19 protein-coding genes and 1 riboswitch are annotated in these 22,127 nt (G+C 65.7%); of the genes, 11 read left to right on the top strand and 8 right to left on the bottom strand.

Features of this window, described 5'->3' with window-relative positions:
- A partial coding sequence (locus FOS14_RS24840) for an HNH endonuclease signature motif containing protein (RefSeq protein WP_185981865.1) occupies positions 1-1,611 on the top strand: 1,611 nt, incomplete at its 5' end.
- Here FOS14_RS24840 and FOS14_RS20490 read toward each other — a convergent pair.
- Together FOS14_RS20490 and pta are read right to left on the bottom strand one after the other, a co-directional pair.
- Positions 1,608-2,807, bottom strand: coding sequence for an acetate kinase (locus FOS14_RS20490; protein ID WP_143772690.1), 1,200 nt, complete (start codon positions 2,805-2,807; stop codon positions 1,608-1,610). The genes FOS14_RS24840 and FOS14_RS20490 overlap by 4 nt on opposite strands.
- Positions 2,808-2,821: 14 nt before the next feature.
- Positions 2,822-4,975 (bottom strand): phosphate acetyltransferase, encoded by a 2,154-nt coding sequence (pta, locus tag FOS14_RS20495; RefSeq protein ID WP_143772691.1) that lies wholly within the window; start codon positions 4,973-4,975, stop codon positions 2,822-2,824.
- Between the two features lie 86 nt (positions 4,976-5,061).
- Here pta and FOS14_RS20500 point away from each other — a divergent pair, with 86 nt between their 5' ends.
- Positions 5,062-5,571 (top strand): nitroreductase/quinone reductase family protein, encoded by a 510-nt coding sequence (locus FOS14_RS20500; protein ID WP_143772692.1) that lies wholly within the window; start codon positions 5,062-5,064, stop codon positions 5,569-5,571.
- A 3-nt stretch (positions 5,572-5,574) separates the two neighbouring features.
- On the opposite strand, the gene fgd is transcribed toward FOS14_RS20500, so the two are convergent.
- A complete protein-coding gene (fgd, locus tag FOS14_RS20505; protein ID WP_143772693.1) occupies positions 5,575-6,582 on the bottom strand; it encodes a glucose-6-phosphate dehydrogenase (coenzyme-F420) in 1,008 nt (335 codons plus the stop codon).
- A gap of 148 nt (positions 6,583-6,730) precedes the next feature.
- Here fgd and FOS14_RS20510 point away from each other — a divergent pair, with 148 nt between their 5' ends.
- Positions 6,731-7,498, top strand: coding sequence for a sulfite exporter TauE/SafE family protein (locus tag FOS14_RS20510; protein ID WP_143772694.1), 768 nt, complete (start codon positions 6,731-6,733; stop codon positions 7,496-7,498).
- 60 nt (positions 7,499-7,558) lie between these two features.
- Positions 7,559-8,320 carry an HAD-IIA family hydrolase gene (locus FOS14_RS20515; protein ID WP_185981873.1) on the top strand — a complete coding sequence of 254 codons (762 nt, stop codon included), beginning with the start codon at positions 7,559-7,561 and terminating at the stop codon, positions 8,318-8,320.
- 93 nt (positions 8,321-8,413) lie between these two features.
- Here FOS14_RS20515 and FOS14_RS20520 read toward each other — a convergent pair whose 3' ends face one another.
- From FOS14_RS20520 to FOS14_RS20530, 3 genes are all read right to left on the bottom strand, one after another.
- Positions 8,414-9,634 carry an O-succinylhomoserine sulfhydrylase gene (locus FOS14_RS20520; protein WP_143772696.1) on the bottom strand — a complete coding sequence of 407 codons (1,221 nt, stop codon included), beginning with the start codon at positions 9,632-9,634 and terminating at the stop codon, positions 8,414-8,416.
- Positions 9,631-10,041 (bottom strand): rhodanese-like domain-containing protein, encoded by a 411-nt coding sequence (locus FOS14_RS20525; protein ID WP_143772697.1) that lies wholly within the window; start codon positions 10,039-10,041, stop codon positions 9,631-9,633. The genes FOS14_RS20520 and FOS14_RS20525 overlap by 4 nt, the downstream gene beginning before the upstream one ends.
- Positions 10,042-10,085: 44 nt before the next feature.
- Positions 10,086-10,202, bottom strand: a riboswitch (SAM riboswitch).
- Positions 10,203-10,278: 76 nt separating this feature from the next.
- Complete coding sequence (locus tag FOS14_RS20530) at positions 10,279-10,704, bottom strand: hypothetical protein (protein ID WP_143772698.1); 426 nt, start codon at positions 10,702-10,704, stop codon at positions 10,279-10,281.
- Positions 10,705-10,873: 169 nt separating this feature from the next.
- On the opposite strand from FOS14_RS20530, the gene FOS14_RS20535 reads away from it, so the two are divergent.
- From FOS14_RS20535 to FOS14_RS20545, 3 genes are read left to right on the top strand one after another with little or no spacing between them, the layout of a single operon-like run.
- A complete protein-coding gene (locus tag FOS14_RS20535; RefSeq protein WP_143772699.1) occupies positions 10,874-12,247 on the top strand; it encodes an FAD-dependent oxidoreductase in 1,374 nt (457 codons plus the stop codon).
- Between the two features lie 43 nt (positions 12,248-12,290).
- Complete coding sequence (locus FOS14_RS20540) at positions 12,291-13,055, top strand: amidohydrolase family protein (protein WP_143772700.1); 765 nt, start codon at positions 12,291-12,293, stop codon at positions 13,053-13,055.
- Between the two features lie 19 nt (positions 13,056-13,074).
- Entirely contained in the window at positions 13,075-14,163 is a 1,089-nt protein-coding gene (locus tag FOS14_RS20545) for a CaiB/BaiF CoA-transferase family protein (protein WP_143772701.1), read from the top strand.
- 76 nt (positions 14,164-14,239) lie between these two features.
- Here the strand turns inward: FOS14_RS20545 and FOS14_RS20550 are convergent, their stop codons facing one another.
- Positions 14,240-16,036, bottom strand: coding sequence for an FAD-dependent oxidoreductase (locus FOS14_RS20550; protein ID WP_143772702.1), 1,797 nt, complete (start codon positions 16,034-16,036; stop codon positions 14,240-14,242).
- Positions 16,036-17,130 carry a hypothetical protein gene (locus FOS14_RS20555; RefSeq protein ID WP_143772703.1) on the bottom strand — a complete coding sequence of 365 codons (1,095 nt, stop codon included), beginning with the start codon at positions 17,128-17,130 and terminating at the stop codon, positions 16,036-16,038. Before FOS14_RS20555 ends, FOS14_RS20550 begins: the two co-directional genes overlap by 1 nt.
- Positions 17,131-17,247: 117 nt before the next feature.
- On the opposite strand from FOS14_RS20555, the gene FOS14_RS20560 reads away from it, so the two are divergent.
- From FOS14_RS20560 to FOS14_RS20575, 4 genes are all read left to right on the top strand, one after another.
- The gene (locus FOS14_RS20560; protein ID WP_143772704.1) at positions 17,248-19,092 is read left to right on the top strand and encodes a bifunctional diguanylate cyclase/phosphodiesterase; all 1,845 of its coding nucleotides are present in this window, start codon (positions 17,248-17,250) and stop codon (positions 19,090-19,092) included.
- A 42-nt stretch (positions 19,093-19,134) separates the two neighbouring features.
- Positions 19,135-19,683 (top strand): methylated-DNA--[protein]-cysteine S-methyltransferase, encoded by a 549-nt coding sequence (locus FOS14_RS20565; protein WP_143772705.1) that lies wholly within the window; start codon positions 19,135-19,137, stop codon positions 19,681-19,683.
- A 103-nt stretch (positions 19,684-19,786) separates the two neighbouring features.
- Positions 19,787-21,151, top strand: a complete 1,365-nt coding sequence (locus FOS14_RS20570; protein ID WP_370512275.1) for a hypothetical protein — start codon at positions 19,787-19,789, stop codon at positions 21,149-21,151.
- 69 nt (positions 21,152-21,220) lie between these two features.
- The gene (locus FOS14_RS20575; protein ID WP_143772706.1) at positions 21,221-22,117 is read left to right on the top strand and encodes an Abi-alpha family protein; all 897 of its coding nucleotides are present in this window, start codon (positions 21,221-21,223) and stop codon (positions 22,115-22,117) included.
- Positions 22,118-22,127: the final 10 nt, after the last annotated feature.

Raw genomic sequence — 22,127 nt, forward strand, 5'->3', positions numbered from 1 at the left:
GCCGCCGCCCGCACCCTGTCGCCGGGGCCGTTGGGCAGCGAGATCGACGCCATCTTGATGCGCACCGCCCCCGACGAATACGCCGAACTGCGCGCCGACACGAAGATGTTCCGCAAGATCAGCAAACGCGCCCTCGGTGACATGGCCCGGTTGCAGGTGGATCTGGAACCCGACGAAGCCGAAGCCGCCTGGCAGCGGGTGTGCGAGGTCGCCGACACCGTGTGCCGGTATGACCGCCGCGCCCGCCAATACCGCCTCGCCGACGCGTTCACCGCCATCATGCACGGCGAAACCGCCCTCGAGTGCACCTGCGGACGCGACGACTGCGCGGTGGCCGGCCAACCCGTACCGAGCCTGCGACGTAAACCCCTGGTGCAGATCAGCATCGACGTGGCCACCCTGCTCGGGTTGCTGTCCAACCCCGCCTACCTACACGGGCACGGACCCATCGACGCCGAGTTGGCCCGCCAACTCGCCAGCGACGGCACCTGGCAGGCCATGCTCACCCAGGCCTACGACCTCGCCACCCAACTCGGCCTCATCACCACCGACACCGACGACACCGACACCGACGAGGACACAAACGCCGGCGCCGGGGAGGATCTCGAAGACGCTGCAGCACACTCCCGTTCGGATGACGAGGCGGACGCTGCGAACACCGAGGACCCACTCGCAGCGGCCGAGATCACAGACCAGGCCGCCGCGGCGGCCGGCACCAGCGAAGACGCCGACAACGATCGTGACGATTCCCAAGACGCCGCCCAGCACTCGGATTCGGGTGCGGAGCCGGGCTCGTCGAGGGCGGACGACCCGCTCGCCGCGACGGAGCTCGAGGCCGACGCCGGGCAAAGCGGTGCCGAGCAAGACGGTTCGGTCGACGCACCCGAGCGCCCGGCACCCGAGGACGCGGTCACCGACTCGGCGCCGCCCGACTCCGCCGACACCGACCTGCCCGATCACCCACCGACACCGTCGGCCCAGTTGGCCGCGGCGATCAACCGGTTGGCCGGCAGCATCTTCCACGCCCGCGGCACCCGCCACCGCGCCGGCTGGCTGCCCGAACCCGGCACCGTCACCGCGTTCACCACCCCCGCCGCGCCGGTGCTGGGCACCGCCGGGCTCACCGAGCTCATCACCCGCGCCCTGGCCGACAACCCCCACCTGCTCACCACCGCACCCGGCACCGGCGGCGGGCCACCACCCCCACGCGCGTTGATCTACCGGCCCGACGCCGACACCGCCGCCATCGTGCGCGCCCGCGACCGGCACTGCCGCTTCCCCGGCTGCCGCCGAGCCGCCGCGGCCTGCCAACTCGACCACGTCGAGCCCTTCCGCCACGACAACCCGCTGGCCGGTGGACTGACCACCGTGACCAACCTGCAAGCACTATGCCTGCAGCACCACATGCTCAAAACCATGAAACTCTGGCACGCCCGCATGCTGCCCGGCGCCGTCATCGCCTGGACCAACAGCTACGGCGACACCTACCTCACCCTGCCCGCCGGAGCCGGAATCACCGCTCCGCCACAACAACTCACCCCCACCATCGGCAACGGACCACTCAAACAGAAACCCCCACCCGAACCCGACGACGAACCACCACCGTTCTAGTCGGCGGCGATACATGCAATCGACGCACGGGCGATTGCGAGTTCCTCGTTGGTTGGCACGACGAGAACCTTTACCCTGGCGTCGTCGATCGAAATGACCCGTGCGGCACGGCTTTGCGAGTTGTTTCGGTCTTGGTCTATTGCGATCCCGAAACTCTCGAGGCCTGCGAGCGCGTCCGCCCGTACCGTCGGGCTGTTCTCTCCCACACCGGCAGTGAACGTAATGGCATCGACGCCGCCCAACTCGATCATGTAGGCACCGATATAGCGTCGCAACCGATGCACATACACGTCGTAGGCCAATTGTGCTGCGGAGTCCCCGGATTCGATCATCCGGCGCACCTCGCGGAAATCGTTGTCGCCGCACAAGCCCTTCAGACCCGACCGCCGATTCAGCAACTGGTCGATCTGATCGACGTCCATATCGGCGCTACGGCGCAAATGCATGATGATGCCCGGATCGATGTCCCCGCAACGGGTTCCCATCACCAGCCCCTCCAGCGGAGTCATACCCATGCTGGTGTCGATGGCGCGGCCGTACCGCACAGCCGACGCCGAGGCGCCATTGCCAAGGTGCAGCACAATCTGTTTGAGCTGGTCGAGCGGCCGACCCAGCACCTGCGCTACCTGACCAGAGACGTACTCGTGCGATGTGCCGTGGAATCCGTAGCGGCGAATGCCGTGTTCGCGAGCAACTTCCGAGTCGATCGCGTATGTGGCCGCGGCGTCGGGAAGCCCATGAAAGAACGCGGTGTCGAACACCGCCACGTGCGGCACCTGCGGCAGAAGCTCTCGCGCACTCTCGATCCCGATGATATTGGCGGGATTGTGCAGCGGCGCAAGCGCAGAAAGGCGGTCGATCTCCTTCATCACTTCGTCGGTGATGAGCGTCGGTCGATAGAAGACCTCACCGCCATGGACCACCCGGTGACCCACCGCGGCAATACTCGAACCGCTCAACGACATTCCGGTGCGCTCGAGCATGTCGAAAGCAAGTCGCAAACCGGCGGCATGGTCGGCGATCTTCACCTGCAGCTTGATCGGCTCGCCATCGACCGACCGATGCACCACATCACCGGTCTCCTCGCCGATGCGCTCCACCAATCCGGACGCGAGCGCCGTTCCGCTGTCCACATCGACCAGTTGGTATTTCAGCGACGAAGAACCGGAGTTGATGACGAGAACGCGGTCACTCATTCGAACACGCTCAGTCATTCGCCCTCACTCGCCCCAGTCGTATTACCCGTCGCTTCGCTCGCCCCGGCCGTTTCCCCCGTCGCTTCGCTCGCCCCGGCTTGAATCGCCGTAATCGCCACCGTGTTCACGATATCCGCAATCAACGCGCCCCTCGACAGATCATTGACCGGCTTGCGCAAACCCTGCAGCACCGGCCCCACCGCGACGGCACCGGCGCTGCGCTGCACAGCCTTGTAGGTGTTGTTGCCCGTATTCAGATCCGGGAAAATGAACACCGTTGCCCGCCCAGCCACCTCGGAACCGGGCAGCTTGGACTGCGCAACAGTCGGCTCGATGGCCGCGTCATACTGAATCGGACCTTCCACCAACAGGTCCGGCCGTCGCTCCCGGACCAACTTGGTGGCCGCGCGAACTTTGTCCACGTCGGCGCCCGAACCCGAATCGCCAGTGGAATAGGACAACATCGCGATCCGCGGCTCGATCTCGAACTGCGCCGCGGTCTGCGCAGACGAAATGGCAATGTCGGCAAGCTGTTCCGCCGTCGGATCCGGCACTACCGCGCAGTCGCCGTAGGCGAGCACGCGATCCGCCAGACACATTAGGAAGACGCTGGACACCGTCGATACGCCCGGCTGGGTCTTGATGATCTCGAACGCGGGCCGAATCGTGTGCGCGGTGGTGTGCGCCGCTCCGGAGACCATGCCGTCGGCAATTCCGCACTGCACCATCATCGTTCCGAAATAGGAGATGTCGGTGACGATCTCGCGCGCCCGGTCGACCGTCATGCCCTTATGCTTGCGGAGCCGCGCATATTCCTCGGCGAACTGGTCGATGTAGCGGGAGTCTTTCGGGTTCAACACGGTCGCGCGGCTGAGGTCCACCCCAAGCTCCGCCGCCCGACCGCGGACAAAAGACTCATCGCCAAGGATCGTGAGGTCGGCAATGCGTCGCTGCAGTACCCGACCGGCAGCGCGCAGAATACGGTCGTCGTCGCCCTCGGGAAGAACGATGTGTCGCTTGGCCTTTCGAGCCCTGTCAATGAGCTGATATTCGAACATCTGCGGCGTCACCACCGACGGAATCGGCACGTCGATGAGCTTCAACAGCTCGGCCGCGTCCACCCGCTGTTCCATCAGGCTCAACGCTGTGTCGACCTTGCGCGGCGAGCCGACCGCAACCCGACCGCGCGTGCGCGCGGCGGCGCTCGCCGTGTCGAAGGTGCCCAGGTCCGTGGTGAGAATCGGCAGCCGTGGCTTCAGCCCGGCAACGAGTTTCGCTATCGATGGGTGCGGCCGCATACCGCCATTCATGACGATCCCGGCCAGCGACGGAAAACCTTCCGCCTCATGAGCATTTACCAACCCCAGCAGCACATCCGTACGGTCACCCGGCGCAATGACCACCGCGCCGTCGCTGATGCGCTCCAAGATGTGCTCAGCGGTCATGCCGCCGACCATCACCCGCATTACCTCGCGCTGCAGCAGTTCCGGATCCCCGCTGTACAACTCGCCGCCGATCGCAACCCGCAATTCCTCCATGGTGGGCGCCATTAGCAGCGGTACCTCCGGCAGCGTCCAACTCGGCACTCCGACGACCGCGAGCGCATCCGACACCGCATCCAATTGGCCGGGGTCGCACCGGTTCGCCACCACACCGACGAGGTGCGCGTGCTCGATCTCGAGTTCCTGCTGACACACGCGGACAAGCTGCAGCACCTCGTCCGGCGTACGACCCGCGCCGCGCACCGTCAGCAACACCGGCGCGCCGAGGTTCACAGCAATACGCGCGTTGAAATGCAGTTCGCTCGGGCTGGCGACGTCGGTGTAGTCGCTACCGACGATCAGCACGGCGTCGCACTGCTCGGCCACCGCGTGGTACCGCATCACGATCTCGCTCAGCGCCGCCTCGGGATCGTCGTGCACCTGCTGGTAGGTAACGCCAAGGGCCTGCTCGTAGCTGACATCGGCGCTGGTGTGCTCGAGCAGCAATTCCAGGATGTAGTCATGCTTGTCCGCCGAACGCGCAATCGGCCGGAACACCCCCGCCCGCGCGGTGGTGGCACACAGCATCTGCAATACGCCGAGAGCGACGGTGGACTTACCGGTGTCGCCCTCGGGCGAGGCGATATAGACGCTGGAGGTACGCGAAGCCCCATTTCCGGTCGACATGGTGGCCAACATTAGACGGCGACTCCGCGGCGCTCAGCTTTGCGGTGTTTCGACCTACATGCGCGATCGCGGCGCATACTCGACCGGTGACCGATTCGCCATTTCCCGACGTCCGCTGGGGTTCGGAATCCAGCAAGCTACGCAAGCCCGCTACGGCTTTCGCCGGCACCAAGTTCGGTTCGTGGACCATCCGCACACTCACCCCACTGGATCGCCGGCTGCTGCGGCGCTCGCGCGGCAGGTACACGATGCTCGGGCCGATCGGCGCGCCGACCATGCTGCTGACGACGACAGGCCGCAAATCGGGGCAGCCAAGAACCACACCGCTGCTCTACGTCCGCGACGGCAACCGACTGATCGTGGTCGGCAGCAATTTCGGTCAGGATCAGCACCCCGCGTGGACGTCGAACCTGCTGGCTGACCCGAATGCGATCGTGACGATCGGCGGCAAGGACGTCGCCGTGACCGCGACGCAGCTGGCTGGTGACGAAAAGGCCGCGGCCTACAAAGCGTTCATCGACATGGTGTCGGTGTACGACACCTATCGAAACCGAACCGATCGCGACATCCGCGTGTTCGCCCTGAGCCCCGCGTAGCGCTTAGATCGCGCGCAACCGGGGTGCCAGGTCGCGCTCGAACAGGTCGAGGAATCGGCGCTGGTCATGACCAGGCGCGTGGAACACCAGATGGTTGAGACCGGCCTCGACGTACGGCTGGATGCGGGTGACCACGTCGTCCGGGTCGGAGCCGACAATCCAGCGCTTGGCCACCTGTTCGATCGGCAGCGCATCGGCCGCGGCTTCCATCTCGATCGGATCATCGATGTCGTGCTTCTGCTCGGCCGTCAGCGACAGTGGCGCCCAGAACCGGGTGTTCTCCAACGCGAGTTCGGGATCGGTGTCGTAGGAAATCTTGATCTCGATCATCTTGTCGATATCGGACAGGCTTCGGCCGGCTTTCTCGCAACCTTCGGCGACCGCCGGCATCAGCTTCTCGGTGTAGAGGTCCATCCCCTTGCCGGACGTGCAGATGAAGCCGTCACCCGCACGGCCGGCATAGCGCGCCACAACAGGTCCGCCGGCGGCGATGTAGATCGGGATGCCCCCTTCGGGAACGTCGTAGATGGACGCCCCTTTGGTTCGGTAATACTCGCCTTCGAAGTCGACCCGGTCGCCGGTCCAGAGTTCGCGCATCAACTGCACCGATTCCCGCAGGCGGGCAAAGCGCTCCTTGAACTCCGGCCACTCACCGGCATATCCAGTCGCGATCTCGTTCAGCGCCTCGCCGGTGCCTACACCGAGCATCACCCGGCCCGGGTAGAGGCAGCCCATCGTGGCAAAGGCCTGCGCCACCACCGCCGGGTTATACCGAAAGGTCGGCGTCATCACCGAGGTGCCGAGCAGAATCCGTTCGGTACGTTCGCCGACCGCCGTCATCCAGGCCAATGAAAACGGCGCGTGCCCACCTTGATGCCGCCATGGTTGAAAGTGGTCGCTGACGGTCGCGCTATCCATGCCGTGCTGCTCGGCCAGCACCGCAAGCTCCACCAGCTCCCGCGGGCCGAACTGCTCAGCCGAGGCTTTGTATCCGAGCTTCAGATCTGCCACGTCGCCTCCTGTGTTTTTGCGGGGCACCCGCACCCGGTCGGCGCCATTCGCGCCCGACCCCGGTCGCTCATGTCGCCTCCTGTGCTCTTGCGTCCGAGCGTAGTCACCGATCGCCTTTGCCCGCATTCCCACCACGTACTCTCGCCGGGTGACCCTGTGGCAAGCCATCGCGATCTTCGCCGCTGGCATCGGTGCCGGCGCGATCAACGCCCTCGTCGGCAGCGGCACCCTGATCACCTTTCCCACGCTGGTGGCCTTCGGCTTTCCGCCCGTGACCGCGACGATGTCGAACGCTGTCGGCCTGGTCGCGGGCGGCGTTTCCGGAACGTGGGGGTACCGGCGGGAACTCAGCGGTCAGGCACATCGGTTGCGGTGGCAGATACCGGCATCGCTTACCGGCGCGGTCCTCGGATCGTGGTTGCTGCTACATCTGCCCGCGAAGGTGTTCGAATCCGTCGTTCCGGTGCTGCTCGTGCTCGCGCTGGTTCTCGTTGTGCTGCAACCGCGCATCCAGCGATGGACGGCAGCGCGCGCCGATCATGAGACGGGTTTGCACCCCGGGCGTTTGGCGCTGCTGACTATTGGCACCTTCCTGGTCGGCGTGTACGGCGGGTATTTCACAGCCGCACAAGGCATTCTGCTGATGGGCGTGATGGGCGCAATCCTGCCCGAGAGCATGCAGCGCATGAACGCGGCCAAGAACCTGTTGTCGTTGATCGTGAATATTGTTGCCGCAGTTGCCTATACAATTTTCCGATTCGGTCAGATTAGCTGGGAATCGGCCGGTCTCATTGCTCTCGGGTCGCTGATTGGCGGCGTGCTCGGCGCAAAATTCGGTCGCAAGTTGTCCCCGACGGCACTACGCGGGGTGATTGTCGTGGTCGGCCTAATCGGACTGTGGCGGCTACTTGCCTGACGAAACCGGTGGGCAACCGGCAAGATGGGACGCGTGAGCGACGACAAGCTTTCCTATCTCATGGACATGGATGGTGTGCTCGTGCATGAGGAGCACCTGATTCCAGGTGTCGACGTGTTCCTGCAAGAGCTACGCGACAACGACATTCCGTTCCTCGTCCTCACCAACAACTCGATCCGGACACCGCGTGACCTGCACGCGCGGCTGAGCCGAACCGGTCTCGACATTCCGGAGACCTCGATCTGGACGTCCGCGCTGGCGACCGCCACCTTCCTGGGCAACCAGCGACCGGGCGGCAGCGCGTACGTCGTCGGCGAATCCGGGCTGACCACCGCGCTGCACGATATCGGTTACGTCCTCACCGACAGCGATCCCGACTACGTCGTGCTCGGCGAAACGCGCACCTACTCCTTCGAGGCGATCACCACAGCCATCCGACTCGTCGAGCGCGGTTCCCGATTCATCGCCACCAATCCGGACGCCACCGGACCGTCGCGGGACGGGTTGCTGCCCGCCACCGGATCCGTCGCGGCGCTGATCACCCGGGCGACCGGGCGCGAACCGTATTACGTGGGCAAGCCGAATCCGCTGATGATGCGTTCGGCGCTGCGGGCGATCGGCGCCCACTCGGAGAACACCCTCATGATCGGCGACCGGATGGACACCGATGTGGTGTCCGGACTCGAGGCCGGCCTGCGAACCATCCTGGTACTCAGTGGAATTTCGACCAAGGAAACCGTCGAGCTGTATCCGTATCGGCCGACCCTCGTGCTGGAATCCGTCGCCGACCTGATCGGGAAGACGACGGACCCGTTCGCATAGCGAAGACCATTGCACTGAGTGTCCATCCTCGCCACCTGGAGTGCACGATCGCGCGTCAGACCACCCAAGAGTGGACAACCAGTGCAGTGCTCGCTACTTCAGCGCCTGATCCAGATCCTCGAGCAGATCCTCGACATCCTCGAGGCCGACGGAAACGCGCACAACGGCGTCCGTGATCCCGATGGCCGCACGGCCTTCCGGGCCCATGGCGCGGTGCGTCGTGGTAGCGGGATGAGTGATCAGCGTCTTGGCGTCACCGAGGTTGTTCGAGATGTCGATGATGCGGAGCGCGTCGAGCACCTCGAAGGCCCGCTTCTTGCCCTCGCCCTCGGCGGCATTCAACTCGAAGGTGATCACGGTGCCGCCGCCGCTCATCTGCCGCCGTGCCAGTTCGTACTGCGGATGTGACTGCAGATACGGGTATTTCACCCAGCTGACCGCCGAATGGCCTTCGAGGAACTCGGCGATCCGCAAAGCCGACCGCACGCTGTGCTCAACACGCAGCGGCATGGTCTCGATGCCTTTGAGCAGCGTCCACGCATTGAACGGGCTCAGCGCCGGACCGGTATGGCGCATAAGGGTTTTCACCGGACCTTCGATGTACTCCTGCTCACCGAGGATCGCGCCGCCGAGCACCCGGCCCTGGCCGTCGATGTGCTTGGTGCCCGAGTACACCACCACATCGGCGCCGAGGTCGAAGCTGCGCTGTAGTAGCGGAGTGGCAAAGACGTTGTCCAGCACGACTTTTGCACCAGCGGCGTGGGCCAGTTCGCAGACTCTCGGCACGTCGACGAGGGTCTGCATGGGGTTCGAAGGCGTCTCGAAGAACACAGCTTTTGTCTCGACAGAGAGCGCCTGCTCCCACTGGTCCAGATCATCGCCGTCGACGAAAACGGTCTCGACACCCCACCGCGGCAGAATCTCGTTGCACACAACGAAACACGAGCCGAACAGGCTGCGCGCGGCCACCAATCGATCCCCGGCGCCCAGCAGCGCGCCGAGTGCGGTAAACACCGCGGACATGCCGCTCGCGGTCGCGAAACAGGCTTCCGCGCCATCGAGCAACCGCATGCGGTCCTCGAACATCGCCACCGTGGGGTTGCCGTAGCGGGAGTAGACGAAGTGGTCCACTTCACCGGTGAAGGCCGCCTCGGCAGCGCCTGCGCTCTCGTAGACGAAACCCGAAGTCAGGTACAGGGCCTCGGAAGTCTCCTCGAAGCCGGAGCGGCTCACACCGCCGCGCACGCTCAAAGTCGCGGGCCGGACGTTCTCTGGCAGCGGCCGGTCGAAGGCGCCGCCCGTTATCCGGCTCATGACTGCCGCCAGGGCAACCCGATGGCCCGCCAACCGGAACCGCCGCGATGGCCGTGCTCGTCGATCGGGCCTTCGAAACCCTCGAGCACGTTGTACGCCGGCTCGATGCCCGCCGCTGTCGCCGCCTTGGCCGCGCCGATCGACCGCTGGCCGGACCGGCACAGAAACACCACAGGCCCCGAGTCGACGCCCGCCTCGCGAAGCTGATCGACGAAGTTGTCGTTGCGGGTGCCGCCCGGATAGGTCACCCACTCGATGAGGTAGGTCGGGCGTCCGGTCGTCGACGTGTCGGGCACACCGACATAACGCCATTCCGCTTCGGTACGCACGTCCACGAGGACGGCGCCCGGCTCGGTACACAGCAGATCCCAGGCCTGCTGCGGAGTGATATCGCCTGCATAGGTCACGGTTCGAACAGCCTCTCTGGAGATGGACTCACCGGCCTGCAGGGAGTCCGCACTTGCCGCGTCCGGGTCGGTCGCGCGGCCAGGTCGTCACCCGGAGCACCCCACCGCGGAGGAGGGTTGCCGGCCAGCAAGCCGGGGCTTTGACACTGGCACTCATGACCTCTGCTGAGAATTACCGGCAGCGGCGGCGTTTTGTCAACTCACTTCCGGCTCACACGACCCCAAAGCGGACTGTGATTAGTCGCACACCAACCATTTGCCGTTCTGGCGGACCAACGACCAGTTGGCGCGCTGCTCCTTCTTGCCCTCCGGCGTGAACACCACGTCCGCCTTGGCGCGGTCGCCGGTGATCTTGATGTTCTCCACCGCGCCGAGATCGACCTTGGTGTCGATACCCTTCAACGGCGAGCGAGCCGTGTCGAATCCCGAGCACACCGCCGAGCGTTTCTGCTGGTCAGTGCCCGCATTTCGGAATCCGACGAAGTTGGTGACGGCCGTTCGGACGCGGTCGGCGTCGGTGATGTTCTCAGCCGCCGGTGAGATCAGCTCCGCCAGCACGACGCCGAGCACGATCACCACGATGACCGCTGCGGCAGCGAGGAATGGCCAAATGCTGCGATCGTCATGAGAGTTGTCGATCGGCGTCACGTCGGAGTCGGACATAAGCGCAGATCATTCCTGCCCGCCTCCGCGGGCGGCAAACCCGGGTCCGGGCCGCGATAGACTGGCCCTTTCCTGGTGGTACGCCCGCCGCCAGTCAGCATGGCTGACGACGCGCACGAGGCCCCGCCCCGGACCGTTTGCCCCCGTATCGAAAAGGTAATCGTCGAAGATGACTGAGCAGACTCGCGCTGACCGCCCGCTCCGCGTTGCCATCATTGGCGCCGGCCCCGCCGGTATCTACGCCGCCGACGCGTTGATGAAGTCGGACTGCGAAGTCAGCATCGACCTGTTCGAGCGCATGCCGGCACCGTTCGGTCTGATCCGCTACGGCGTCGCGCCCGACCACCCGCGCATCAAGGGCATCATCACCGCCCTGCACAAGGTGCTCGACAAGGACCACGTGCGGCTGCTCGGCAACATCGATTACGGCACCGACATCACCCTCGACGACCTTCGCCACTTCTACGACGCGGTGATCTTCTCCACCGGCGCCAACGCCGACCGCGCGCTCGAAATCCCCGGCATCGACCTCGACGGTTCGTTCGGCGCGGCCGACTTCGTGTCCTGGTACGACGGCCACCCCGATGTGCCGCGCACCTGGCCGTTGGACGCGGAGAAGGTCGCCGTGCTCGGCGTCGGCAACGTGGCCCTCGACGTCGCCCGCGTGCTGGCCAAGACCGGCGACGAACTGCTGCCCACGGAAATTCCCGCCAACGTGTACGAGGGCCTGAAGGCCAACAAGGCCGTCGAGGTGCACGTGTTCGGCCGCCGCGGACCGGCGCAGGCCAAGTTCACCCCACTCGAGCTGCGGGAGCTCGACCACTCGCCCAACATCGAAGTGATCGTCGACCCGGAAGACATCGACTACGACGAGGCGTCCGAGGTTGCCCGGCGCGAATCGAAGATCGTCGACATGGTGGCGAACACCCTGCAGGACTGGGCAATTCGTGACGTCGGCGACCGCCCGCACAAGCTGTACCTGCACTTCTTCGAGTCGCCCACCGAGATCCTCGGCTCCGACGGCAAGGTCGTGGGCCTGCGCACGGAGCGCACCGAACTCGATGGCACCGGCAACGTGCGCGGCACCGGCAAGACCCGGGACTGGGAAGTTCAGGCCGTCTATCGCGCCGTCGGCTACCTGTCCCAGAACATCACCGCGCTGCCGTTCGACGACCAGGCCGGCACCGTGCCGAACGAGGCCGGTCGCGTTGTCGACGAGCATGGCAAGCACATCGAAGCCACGTATGTCACCGGCTGGATCAAGCGCGGCCCGGTCGGCCTGATCGGCCACACGAAGGGCGACGCCAACGAGACGGTGGCCTGCCTGCTTGACGACGCACCGAACTTCGCCGGCGCCGCCGAACCGAGCGAGGACGCGGTCATCGCGTTCCTCGAGGGCAAGGGCATCCCCTTCACCACCTGGGACGGCTGGTACCGCCTGGACGCACACGAGCGTTCCCTCGGCGAGCCGGAGGGCCGCGAGCGCATCAAGGTGGTCGAGCGGGAGGACATGCTGCGCGCGAGCGAGCCGCACAAGGTCTGAAACTCAAGGTGTAACCACCACCCGCTGCGGCATGCTGATAGGCATGTTCGACGCCCTGGTGCACATCATCGATCCACGCTTCGAGCTGGTGGAGAACGAGGGGTTTCTTCCCGACTACTTCACCATCGCCGACTGTCGCGCGCGGATGGCCGGCTTCCACGTCACCGGCGGTGCGGTGGTTGCCGGGTCGTACCAGGGAACCAACCCGGCCTGTATCGCCGCCGCGCTGGATGAGCTCGGTCCGGGCTGGGTAGGTGTTGCGCAGCTCGATCCGGACGCCTCCGACGACGACATCGCCGAGATGGATCGAATGGGCGTGCGGGCGGTCCGCTTCAACCTCAAGCGCGGAGCGAGCGACATCGCGCTGCTCACTCATCAAGCGTTGCGTGCCAACGAGATTGCGGGCTGGCACGCCGAACTGTATGTCGACGGCTCGATGCTGGCCTCATTGGAGCCGGTGCTGGCCAAACTGCCAGCGGTGAGCATCGACCACCTCGGACTGTCCTCGGAGGCCGTGCCGTACTTGCTGGACCTGGTCGACCGCGGTGCCCGAGTGAAGACCACCGGCTTTGGCCGCCTCGATCCAGAGTTCGACGTCGTCGACACCATGCGGCGGCTGTATGCCGTCAATCCCGAAGCGCTGATGTTCGGCTCGGACCTGCCCGGCACGCGCGCCGAGCGACCCTTCGAGCCCGGCGACATCGACCTGATCGCTGGGGCCGTCGGCGACGACCTGCCGCTCGTGCTGGAGTCCAACGCGCGCAGCTACTACCGGGTAGCAGCGCCCGCGCCGCAACCAAAGCTGTAGTACCCGTTATCGTGACGCTGTGTCCAACGAAGCTCACCCCAAACAAGGCCCGCTGACCGGTGTTCGCGTAATCGAACTCGCCGGCATCGGCCCGGGCCCACACGCTGCTCTCCTGCTCGCCGATCTGGGTGCCGACGTGGTGCGCGTGCAGCGACCAGGGCTGATCGCCCCGCACGACCAGCAGTTGCGAAACCGTACGATCGTCGAGGCAAACCTCAAGGACCCGGCGGACATCGAAAAGATCTTGGGGCTGATCGAGAAGGCCGACGTGCTGATCGAGGGCTTCCGGCCAGGCGTCACCGAGCGGATGGGCCTGGGCCCGGACGTCGCGCTCGCGCGCAATCCGCGGCTGGTGTACGGCCGGATGACCGGGTGGGGCCAGTCCGGCCCGTTTGCCGACCGAGCCGGACACGACATCAACTACATCTCGCTCACCGGCGTGCTGCACGCGATCGGCCGCAAGGGTGAGCGGCCGGTGCCGCCGCTGAACATGGTCGGCGACTTCGGCGGCGGCTCGATGTTTTTGGTCTTCGGCATTCTCGCCGCGCTGGTGGAACGACAGAGCTCCGGCAAGGGTCAGGTGATCGACGCGGCGATGGTCGACGGCGCACTTGCGTTGTCGCACATGATCTGGAGCTTCCGCGGAATGGGCATGTGGACCGACGAGCGGGGCGTGAACTTCCTCGACGGTGGCCACCCCTACTACGACACCTACGAGACCGCCGATGGCAAGTACATGGCCGTCGGCGCGATCGAGCCGCAGTTCTACGCCGAGCTGTTGAAGGGCCTCGAGCTCGACCCGGCCGAGTTGCCGCAGCAGCTCGACGTCAGCCAGCACGACAAGCTGCGCGCCGTGTTCACCGAGCGCTTCAAGACCAAGACCCGCGACGAGTGGGCGAAGATCTTCGAGAACACCGACGCCTGCACCAGCCCGGTCCTGACGTTCGCGGAGGCGTCACAGCACCCGCACGTGGCGGCGCGTGGCTCGTTGATCGAGGTCGGCGGTGTCACCCAGCACGCGCCCGCGCCGCGCTTCGAGCGCACTCCGACCACCAAGCCGACCGATCCGCCCAGCGCAGCGACGCCGATCGACGAGGTGTGGCGGTAGCGCCCCGGTAGCGCCCTGACGGGCGCCTGTGCGTGAATTTCCACCGCCCGCGGTGGAAATTCACGCACAGGGGCTTTTAGCTCTCGAAGATGTTCGGCTGCCCCGCCGCCAACCGCTGAGCATCCAACGCCTTGAGCCCGTCGAGCTGCGGCGGCACGTAGTAGTCGTAGCGCACGACGGGTTCAGCGGCGACGCCGGCGGCGTCCAGCACCGCCTGGGCGACGATCCGCCCGCCCTCGTTGGCGCCCTCCATGCTGACCACGTTGGCGTTGGTCTGGATCCAGTCGCCCGCAACGAACAGGTTGCCGATCGCGGTCGGCCCCTTGGGCCGCTTCGACCAGGTGCCGACGGTCTGCACGGTCAGCGGCTCGGCATTGCGCACCACCCCGCCGTCGAAGGTGATGGCCGGGTCGAGAAACCATGAGTGCAGGTTCGCCGGCGCCAGGGACGGATCGTACGGGCCGAAGCGCTGCACCAACGTTGCCCACACCTCGGTGAAGATTTCCTCGCGGGTGCACTCCCGGGCCGGTTTGGTCGTGGTGGTCATGCCCGGCCGGTCCCAGGTGGAAATGTCCACGGACACAATCTCGTTCACCTGGCCGTTGCCGTATCCGGAAATCCCGCGACTCCACAGGTGGGCTTGGGATACCGCGCTCAGCGTCCATGGATGATCGAGCACCCCGAGCACTCCCCTGGCCACCTGCAGCGGCTGGCGCAGGTAGATCATCAGCCCGTTCATCCATTCGGTGCGCAGGTCACGAATGCCTTCCAGGCTGGGGTCGGCGCGCAGCACCGCGGGCGCCGTCAGGACACCGGTGGCACGGTCGACCGGGATCGCCGAGACGAAGTAGTCGGCGTCCACCGAACGTGCGGTCCCGGACCCGTCGACAACCCGCGCTCCGCGCACCCGCGCACCGTCGACCGACAGTGCGTCAAGGCGATAGTTCAGATGGAACCGCACGCCGAGGCGCCGCAGCTCACTAACCCACGGATCGATCCAGACCTGCGACGTCGGGCCGTTGAGAAACCGCGCGACGGGAGCGTCATCGGGACCGGGCAGCGGCAGCAGCACGTTCCACAGGAACGCCTCGACAATGTTGCCGGCCGAGGACACGCTGCAGATTTGCGGCTTGACCGCGACCAGTCCCATCGTCGTCATGTTCGCGATGGTCTGCTGAAAGTAGGTGCTCTTCTGGGCGGCGTGCAGAAAGTCCCACCAGCTGACGTTGTCCCACACCGCGCGTCGACGCTGGGTGCTGCTGGTCACGTAGACCGCGACGCACCGGGCGAAGTCCGCCATCTCGCCGGGCAGCCGGTCCATCGGGGTCACCGCGAACTGTGCCGCCGACTCTTTCAGCAATTCGCGCAGGTACGCGGGGTCGTCGAGGCGACCCGGATCGGCGTTGGGCGCGTCGGACGGCAGGAACCCCGCGATCGACCGGCCCGGCCCGGAACTGGCCGCACCGCCGAAGCCGTCCTGGTCGCCGATAGCGGAGATCCTGCGCAAGTTGTCCAGGACACCGTCCGGGTTGCCGGGGAACGGCACGCGGCGCATCGAGTCGGGCACGTTGCGATAGAAGCCGGGGAAGAAACGAAACCCGTGCTCGGCGGGCAGCTCCGGACGTCCCCCCGCGGCGGATCCGGGCACACCGAAACTGCGCGCCTTGCCGCCCAACACCGGGCGGGCATCGAAGACGTCGACGGAGAAACCCCGTTCGGCCAGCTCGTGGGCAACGACCAGGCCCGACATCCCGCCACCGAAGACCGCGACGCGCCGTGCACCCGACGCCCGCGCCCGCACGGTGGGCATCGAAGCGGCGAGCCCGAGCCCGGCGGTCCCGGCGATGAACGACCGGCGGGAGAACTGCCGCATCAGCGTTGCGCCTGCTCGATCCGCGCGAGCAGACTGCGGATGTGTTCGAACATTCCGTGCGAGTCCGGCACGGTCGTGTAAGGGGCTTCGAAGCTGGCGGCGAGCACGCCCTCATCGGCCACCACCGGCTCGGTCAGGTGGAACGTCTTGGTGAAGTGGTAACGCTCCCGCGGCCCGCAGGTAGCGGTGATGGTGCCGGGCAGCGCGAACGTGGAGCCGCTCAGCGGCGTCGGTCCGGATACCCAGTCGGTGAGGCTCAGCGTCGAACTCGTGCACACCCGGGTACCGCCCGGCCGCACGTCCACGACCGCACCGGTCCACTGACCGCCGCGACGCACCAGACCGCCGATGATCGACGCGCCGCCGTCAGGTTCGTGCGACAGACCCCACTCCCAGCCGTCTGCCGCCTGGTCGACCATCGTGAAGTTGCCCCAGTTGTGGTCGTGGTAGCCGCGCCAGCCGGTCACGTCGATGGGCTGACCATTAGGCATCTGCACCCAACCGGTCACGGTGCTGGTGGCCACCGGCGATGTCCAGCCCATCCACTGGCCCTGGTTGCGCAGGTCGATGATCCCGGTCGCGCCGGGCAGTTGCCCGCGGTCGAGCCAGACGTCGCCCCGGACCGAAGAGTTCAGCCGCACGTGGTAGGCGTGGCGCGCCCGGTCGTAGGAGATCTCGCCGCCGCTTGTGCGCACCCCTGGCTGGCCGTCGGCCACCGGCCCGCCGTGCGGGTCGCCGGCGAACGGCACCGGTACCTGCGCCGACCTCGACACCGGGCTGGTTCCATCGGCGTACATCATGGTCGCGGCGACCATGGGCACCGGTGCGGTGAAGATGGCCACCACGAACTGACGCAAGCTCGCCGGGTCCATGAAGCTCGCGTACCACCATTCGGTGGTGACTCCCGGGTGTGCCACGTCGTCGGCTGGCTCGGCGACCTTACCGGAGGGATTCGGCGTCAGATCGTCACTCACCACCGGGGTGGCCGCCGGAAACGGCGCCGCGGCACTCACGGATGTGGCGAGCGCGAGCGTCGCCAGCAGGGCCCCCGAGAGCATGCAGAACCGGCGGATGGCCTTAGGAGTCACAGACATCCGACGCAGCCTATCCAAGAAGGTCTGCGCTGCTCAGCGGGTTTGATATCAAACCTGAAGTCTGTAACCGCGCTAAGAAACTAGATGTGCATCCGCAACTGTCTATAGGCTGTTGCAATGACACGTTCCCGGCCGCTCGAGCCTGTGGTGGCCGGCTTTCATCCGACGGCGAATCTGGATGCAGACGTGAAACTGAAACCAAACGGCGCTAAACGGTCGCAGCCGGCCGTCGCGACGTCTGCGGTCATGGCGCGTACCACAGGCGCATTGTTCCTGATCGGCGGCCTCCTCGGTTTTGCCATCACGCTCCTGATGCCCCAGGAACTTGGCCGCCTGTTGCCTGTCTACGGCGCACTGATCGTCACCGTTGGCTGCGGCGCCGTCCTGCTCGCTCGCGGCGCCGAGATGCCACCGCGCTATCACCTCGCCTTCGTCGGCGTCGCCACCCTGCTGATCACCGTCGCCGTGGCCAGCCTGACCAGTCCCGTCGCCGCGCTCGCCGTGGCGACGTTCTACGTGTTCATCGCCTGCGACGCCGCGTTCTTCTTCACCATGTCCGGGGCCAGCGTGGAAATCGGACTCGCCGTGGTGTGCTGCCTGTTGGCGCTCGGCTTGCGCGGGGACCTGCCGTGGTGGTCGGGCATGATCACGGCCGGGGCCACGATCGCGGTCGGCATCGTGGTGGCCATCCTCGGCCGACTCGCCGCCGAGGCCGATATCGACCCGCTCACCGGGCTGCTCAACCGCCGTGGCTTCGACCGGATGGTGAACCTGGAGATCACCCGCGCCACCCGTACCGGCGCGCGACCGGCAGTTGCGCTGGTCAACGTCGACCGGTTCAGTGCCATCAATTCACAGCACGGCTACCGCACCGGGGACAGCGTGCTGGTGCAGATCGCCGATGCCTGGCGCCAGCTGGCCGGCCCCCGGGACACCATCGCGCGCCTCGGCGGCGACGAGTTCGCGTTCTTGCTTCCCAACCTCGGCGAGCAAGAGGCGATCGCGTTCACCGATCGTCTGCGGGCCGCAATCTCGATGGGCTGTTCGGCCGGTGTGACGTCCTGGCAGCCCGGGGAATCAGTGTCCTTCCTCGTGCACCGCGCGGATGCCGGTCTGTACCGCGCCAAGCAGGCGGGCCGCAACCGAACCGTCCTGGAATCCTCACTGCGACCACCACTGGCGGTCGAGTTGCGGGAAGCGCTGCAGCGTGAGGCCATCGACGTCTACTACCAACCGATCGTGAGCCTGGCCGACGGCAGCTACATCGGCGTCGAGGCACTGATGCGCTGGAAGCCCGCCACGTTTCCAGACGCGACCCCGCTCGAGGTTGTGCGGGCCGCCGAAGAGAACGACCTGATCGGCGAACTCGACCGGTTCGTTCTGCAGCGCGCCTGCACCGACCTGCGTCAGCTCCAGCGGCGGGTGCCGGACCGGCCGTTGCAGCTCAACGTCAACATCTCGGGCCTGGAGGTTGCCGACGCCGACTACGCGGCCAGGGTCGCCGAGCTGATCAGCGAAACGGGCTGGCCGGCCCGTCAGCTCGTGCTGGAGGTCACCGAAAGCGTCCTCGATGTCAACAGCCCCACCGCGGTTGCCAACTTGTCCCAACTGCGCAGCCACGGGGTGCGGATCGCCATCGACGATTTCGGAACCGGCTATTCGTCGCTGAGCCGCCTGCAGACCCTGCCGTCGGACTTCCTCAAGCTCGATCGCTCGTTCACCGCCGAGATCACCTCGGCGACGTGCGCGCCACCGATTCTCGAGGCCATCGCCCAATTGAGTTCCGCCCTGCAACTGCCCGTGATCGTCGAGGGCGTGGAAACCACCGATCAGGCCAGCGCGCTCACCCGGCTCGGCTATGCGCTCGCCCAGGGCTACCTGTACGGCCGGCCACTGCCCGTAGACGAGGTCGCCCCCGCTTTCACCGGCACCGCTGCGGTGCGCGGCGCCAGCACCGCATAGTTCGCGCCGTTCTTGTCGGTGGCCGCGCGCATACTGGCCCCGATGGCTCATTACACGCTGTTCGACTCGGCGATCGGGACGTGCGGGCTCGCGTGGCACGACCACGACAGCTCGCCGCGGATCCTCGCTGTTGGGCTGCCCGAGCGCCGGCCCGACGCGGTGGCACGCCGCCTCGCCCGGGTTTACGGAGCCACCCCCGCCGCGTCCGGCCCGGTGGCAGACGTCGTAGCGGGCATCTGCGGGCACGTCAGCGGAACCATCGATGACCTGCGCTGGGTCGACGTGGATCTCGACAGTGTCACCGACTTCGACCGCGCCGTGTATCACGTGACCCGCCGCATCGATCCGGGCCGAACTCTCAGCTATGGCGAGGTGGCGCGGCAGATCGGTCACCCCGGTGCCGCCCAGGCTGTCGGACAAGCTTTGGGGCGCAACCCGATTCCGCTTATCATTCCGTGCCACCGGGGGCTGGGCGCGGGAAACAGCATCGGCGGATTTTCGGCATTTCGCGGGACCGCGACCAAGCGCGCACTACTGGAAATAGAAGGCGTTGCGGGATTTACGCACCAAGCGTTATTCGGTCTTGACTGAATTGAATCGGTTTTGCGTTGCTACGGTTGCGATTTCCTTACCGGCAAGCGACCTCGAGACCTAGAATGAGCCGAGCTGCGACTCAGCGCCGAGGAGGCGGTCGATGGGAATGGACGTCCTAGCCGCGGGAACTTTTATCGACTGGGAGGAGCTGACCGGACAGTCGAAGTTTGTCGTCGACATCGTCAGCATTCCGATCTTCAGTGCAATCGCGGGACTCATTACCAACTGGACCGGCGTCATCATGCTGTTCGCGCCGGTCCGGTTCACTGGCTTTTACGTGCCGGGACTGAAATCGCTTTTTCCTTATCTGCCCCGCAAGGTGCAAATTCTGCCGATCTTCGCGCCGGAGGGAATCTTGGGTTTCCAGGGTTTCATCCCCTGCCGCGCGGAAAAAATGTCGAGCCTGATCGTCGACAAATCCATCGCCCGCATCGGCAGCATCCAGGACTTTTACCATGAGCTGGATCCCGACCGGTTAGCGCAAACGCTCGCCGACGCCGCCCGGCCGGAAATCCGCCAACTCGCCACGGATGTCATCGAAGCCGAGCATCCGCAGTTGTGGAATTCCCTGCCGGGTCCAGTTCGGGAAACCGCTCTGCGCACCATCGACGCGGAATTGCCGCAGATTTCCCGGCGCGCTTTCGCCAAGATCGGCGAAAATATCGACGAGCTCCTCGACGTGAAGTTGATGACCGTCAATCACCTCCGCAAAAATCCCGAAGTGCTGCGCGACATCATCCAGGGCATGGCTGTCCCGGAATTGCGCTTCATGGTGCGCATCGGCGCGCTCGGGTTCCTCTTCGGAATTCCGCTGGCGCTGTACCTGACGTGGTTGCACGCCGCGCACCCGCCGGTGCTCAGTGCGATACCGGCGTGGCTCTGGGTGCTCATCGGTGCGGCGATCATCGGTGTGGTCGTCAACATCATCGCCATCAAGGTGGTGTTCGAACCGGGTGAACCGGCGCCTCGCTATAAGTATCTGTGGAAGCAAGGACTGTTTCCGCGACGGCAATACGAGGCCGCCGCACAATTATCGAAGATGCTTTCCGTCGAGGTGCTCACCGTCGAAAACTTCTCGCACGAACTGCTTCATGGCGCGAGCGCAGACAAAACACTCGCGTTTATCGAGGAGGCGGTGTCGGAGGAAGTGAACCGCATTTTGACTCCGGTCGCCGTGACCGCCGGAAGGTCGCTGGGACTCGTCGATGTGGCGGCGCTCGAGCATCGCGCCGGTACCGCGGTGGTCGAATTTGCCCCGACGGTGTTCTCCGATCCGAAGTTCAACAAGAAGCAGGCGAAACGAATCAACAAGTTCGCGACCAAGAAGTTTCGGGCGCTGCCCGCCGACGAGTTCGGCGAGATGCTGTACGCGGCCATCGAGCAAGATGCATGGTTGCTTTACGTCCACGGCGGTCTGCTCGGCATTCTCGTGGGTGCCGTGCACATCCTGATCTTCGGGACCTGAAATGAGGCGCGAGATGTCCCAGCCGAGAAAAAGCGCAGTTCGTCACATTCGAACCTACAATCACACACTATGACGGAGTCACGCGCGTCAGGGCCGTCGCCGGAACCGCCGTCCGACGAGGAGGTCGCGGATGCCGCCCGCCTCGCCAAAGACGCGACCGCGAGCGCCATGGCGGCCGCCGAGCTTGCGCGGTCGGCCGGAAGCGGATTCTGGAAGGCGCTGTCGGCGCTGACCAGCCCCGTCGACACGGCGACGACCATCGCGAAACAGGCAGCGGCCAGCACCGGCTTCGTCGACGAAGGTTTGCAACGCGTCCGGCAAGCAGCCGCACCGGTCTTCGGGTCGCGCGACAGCGTCGATGCCCTGGTGGACGAAGAGAGTCCGCACACCGCGGCTCAGCTGCGCAGGCGCGGCGACAAGCTACTGGGCGTCTCGCACAAGGCCCAATATCAGCCGCGCGACGTGCATCCGTCCTTCTCCGGTATCCTCAACGAACTCACCCCGGACGAGGCGCGCATCCTGCGCTTCCTCGCCGTCGCCGGCCCACAACCGGTGATCGACATTCGCACCAAATCGCTGTTCCAAGTCGGATCCAAGCGTCTGGCCGGCGGGATCAGCATGATCGCGGAAATGGCCGGTTGTCGCTACCAGGACCGAGATCATCACTACTTCGCCAACCTGAACCGGCTCGGTCTACTGAACTTCTCGAAGGAACCGGTCGATGATTTCCGCCGCTACGCGCTGATCGAGGCGCAACCGGTCGCGATGGCCATCACCGAACACATCAAGAAGACGATCTCGATCTATCGCAGCATCGAACTGACGCCGTTCGGCTCGCAGTTCGTAACCACCTGCTTCGACCTCACCGGCTACAACGCTGGCGGCTGGGACGACAACGATCGCGGCGACAAGACCATCGGCAAAGGCCCGCCGTCGCGGCGCAAGCCCAAGCCGGGCAAGCACTAGCGCTTTTCCC

The organism is Skermania sp. ID1734 (assembly GCF_007489285.1).
GTDB lineage: Bacteria > Actinomycetota > Actinomycetes > Mycobacteriales > Mycobacteriaceae > ID1734.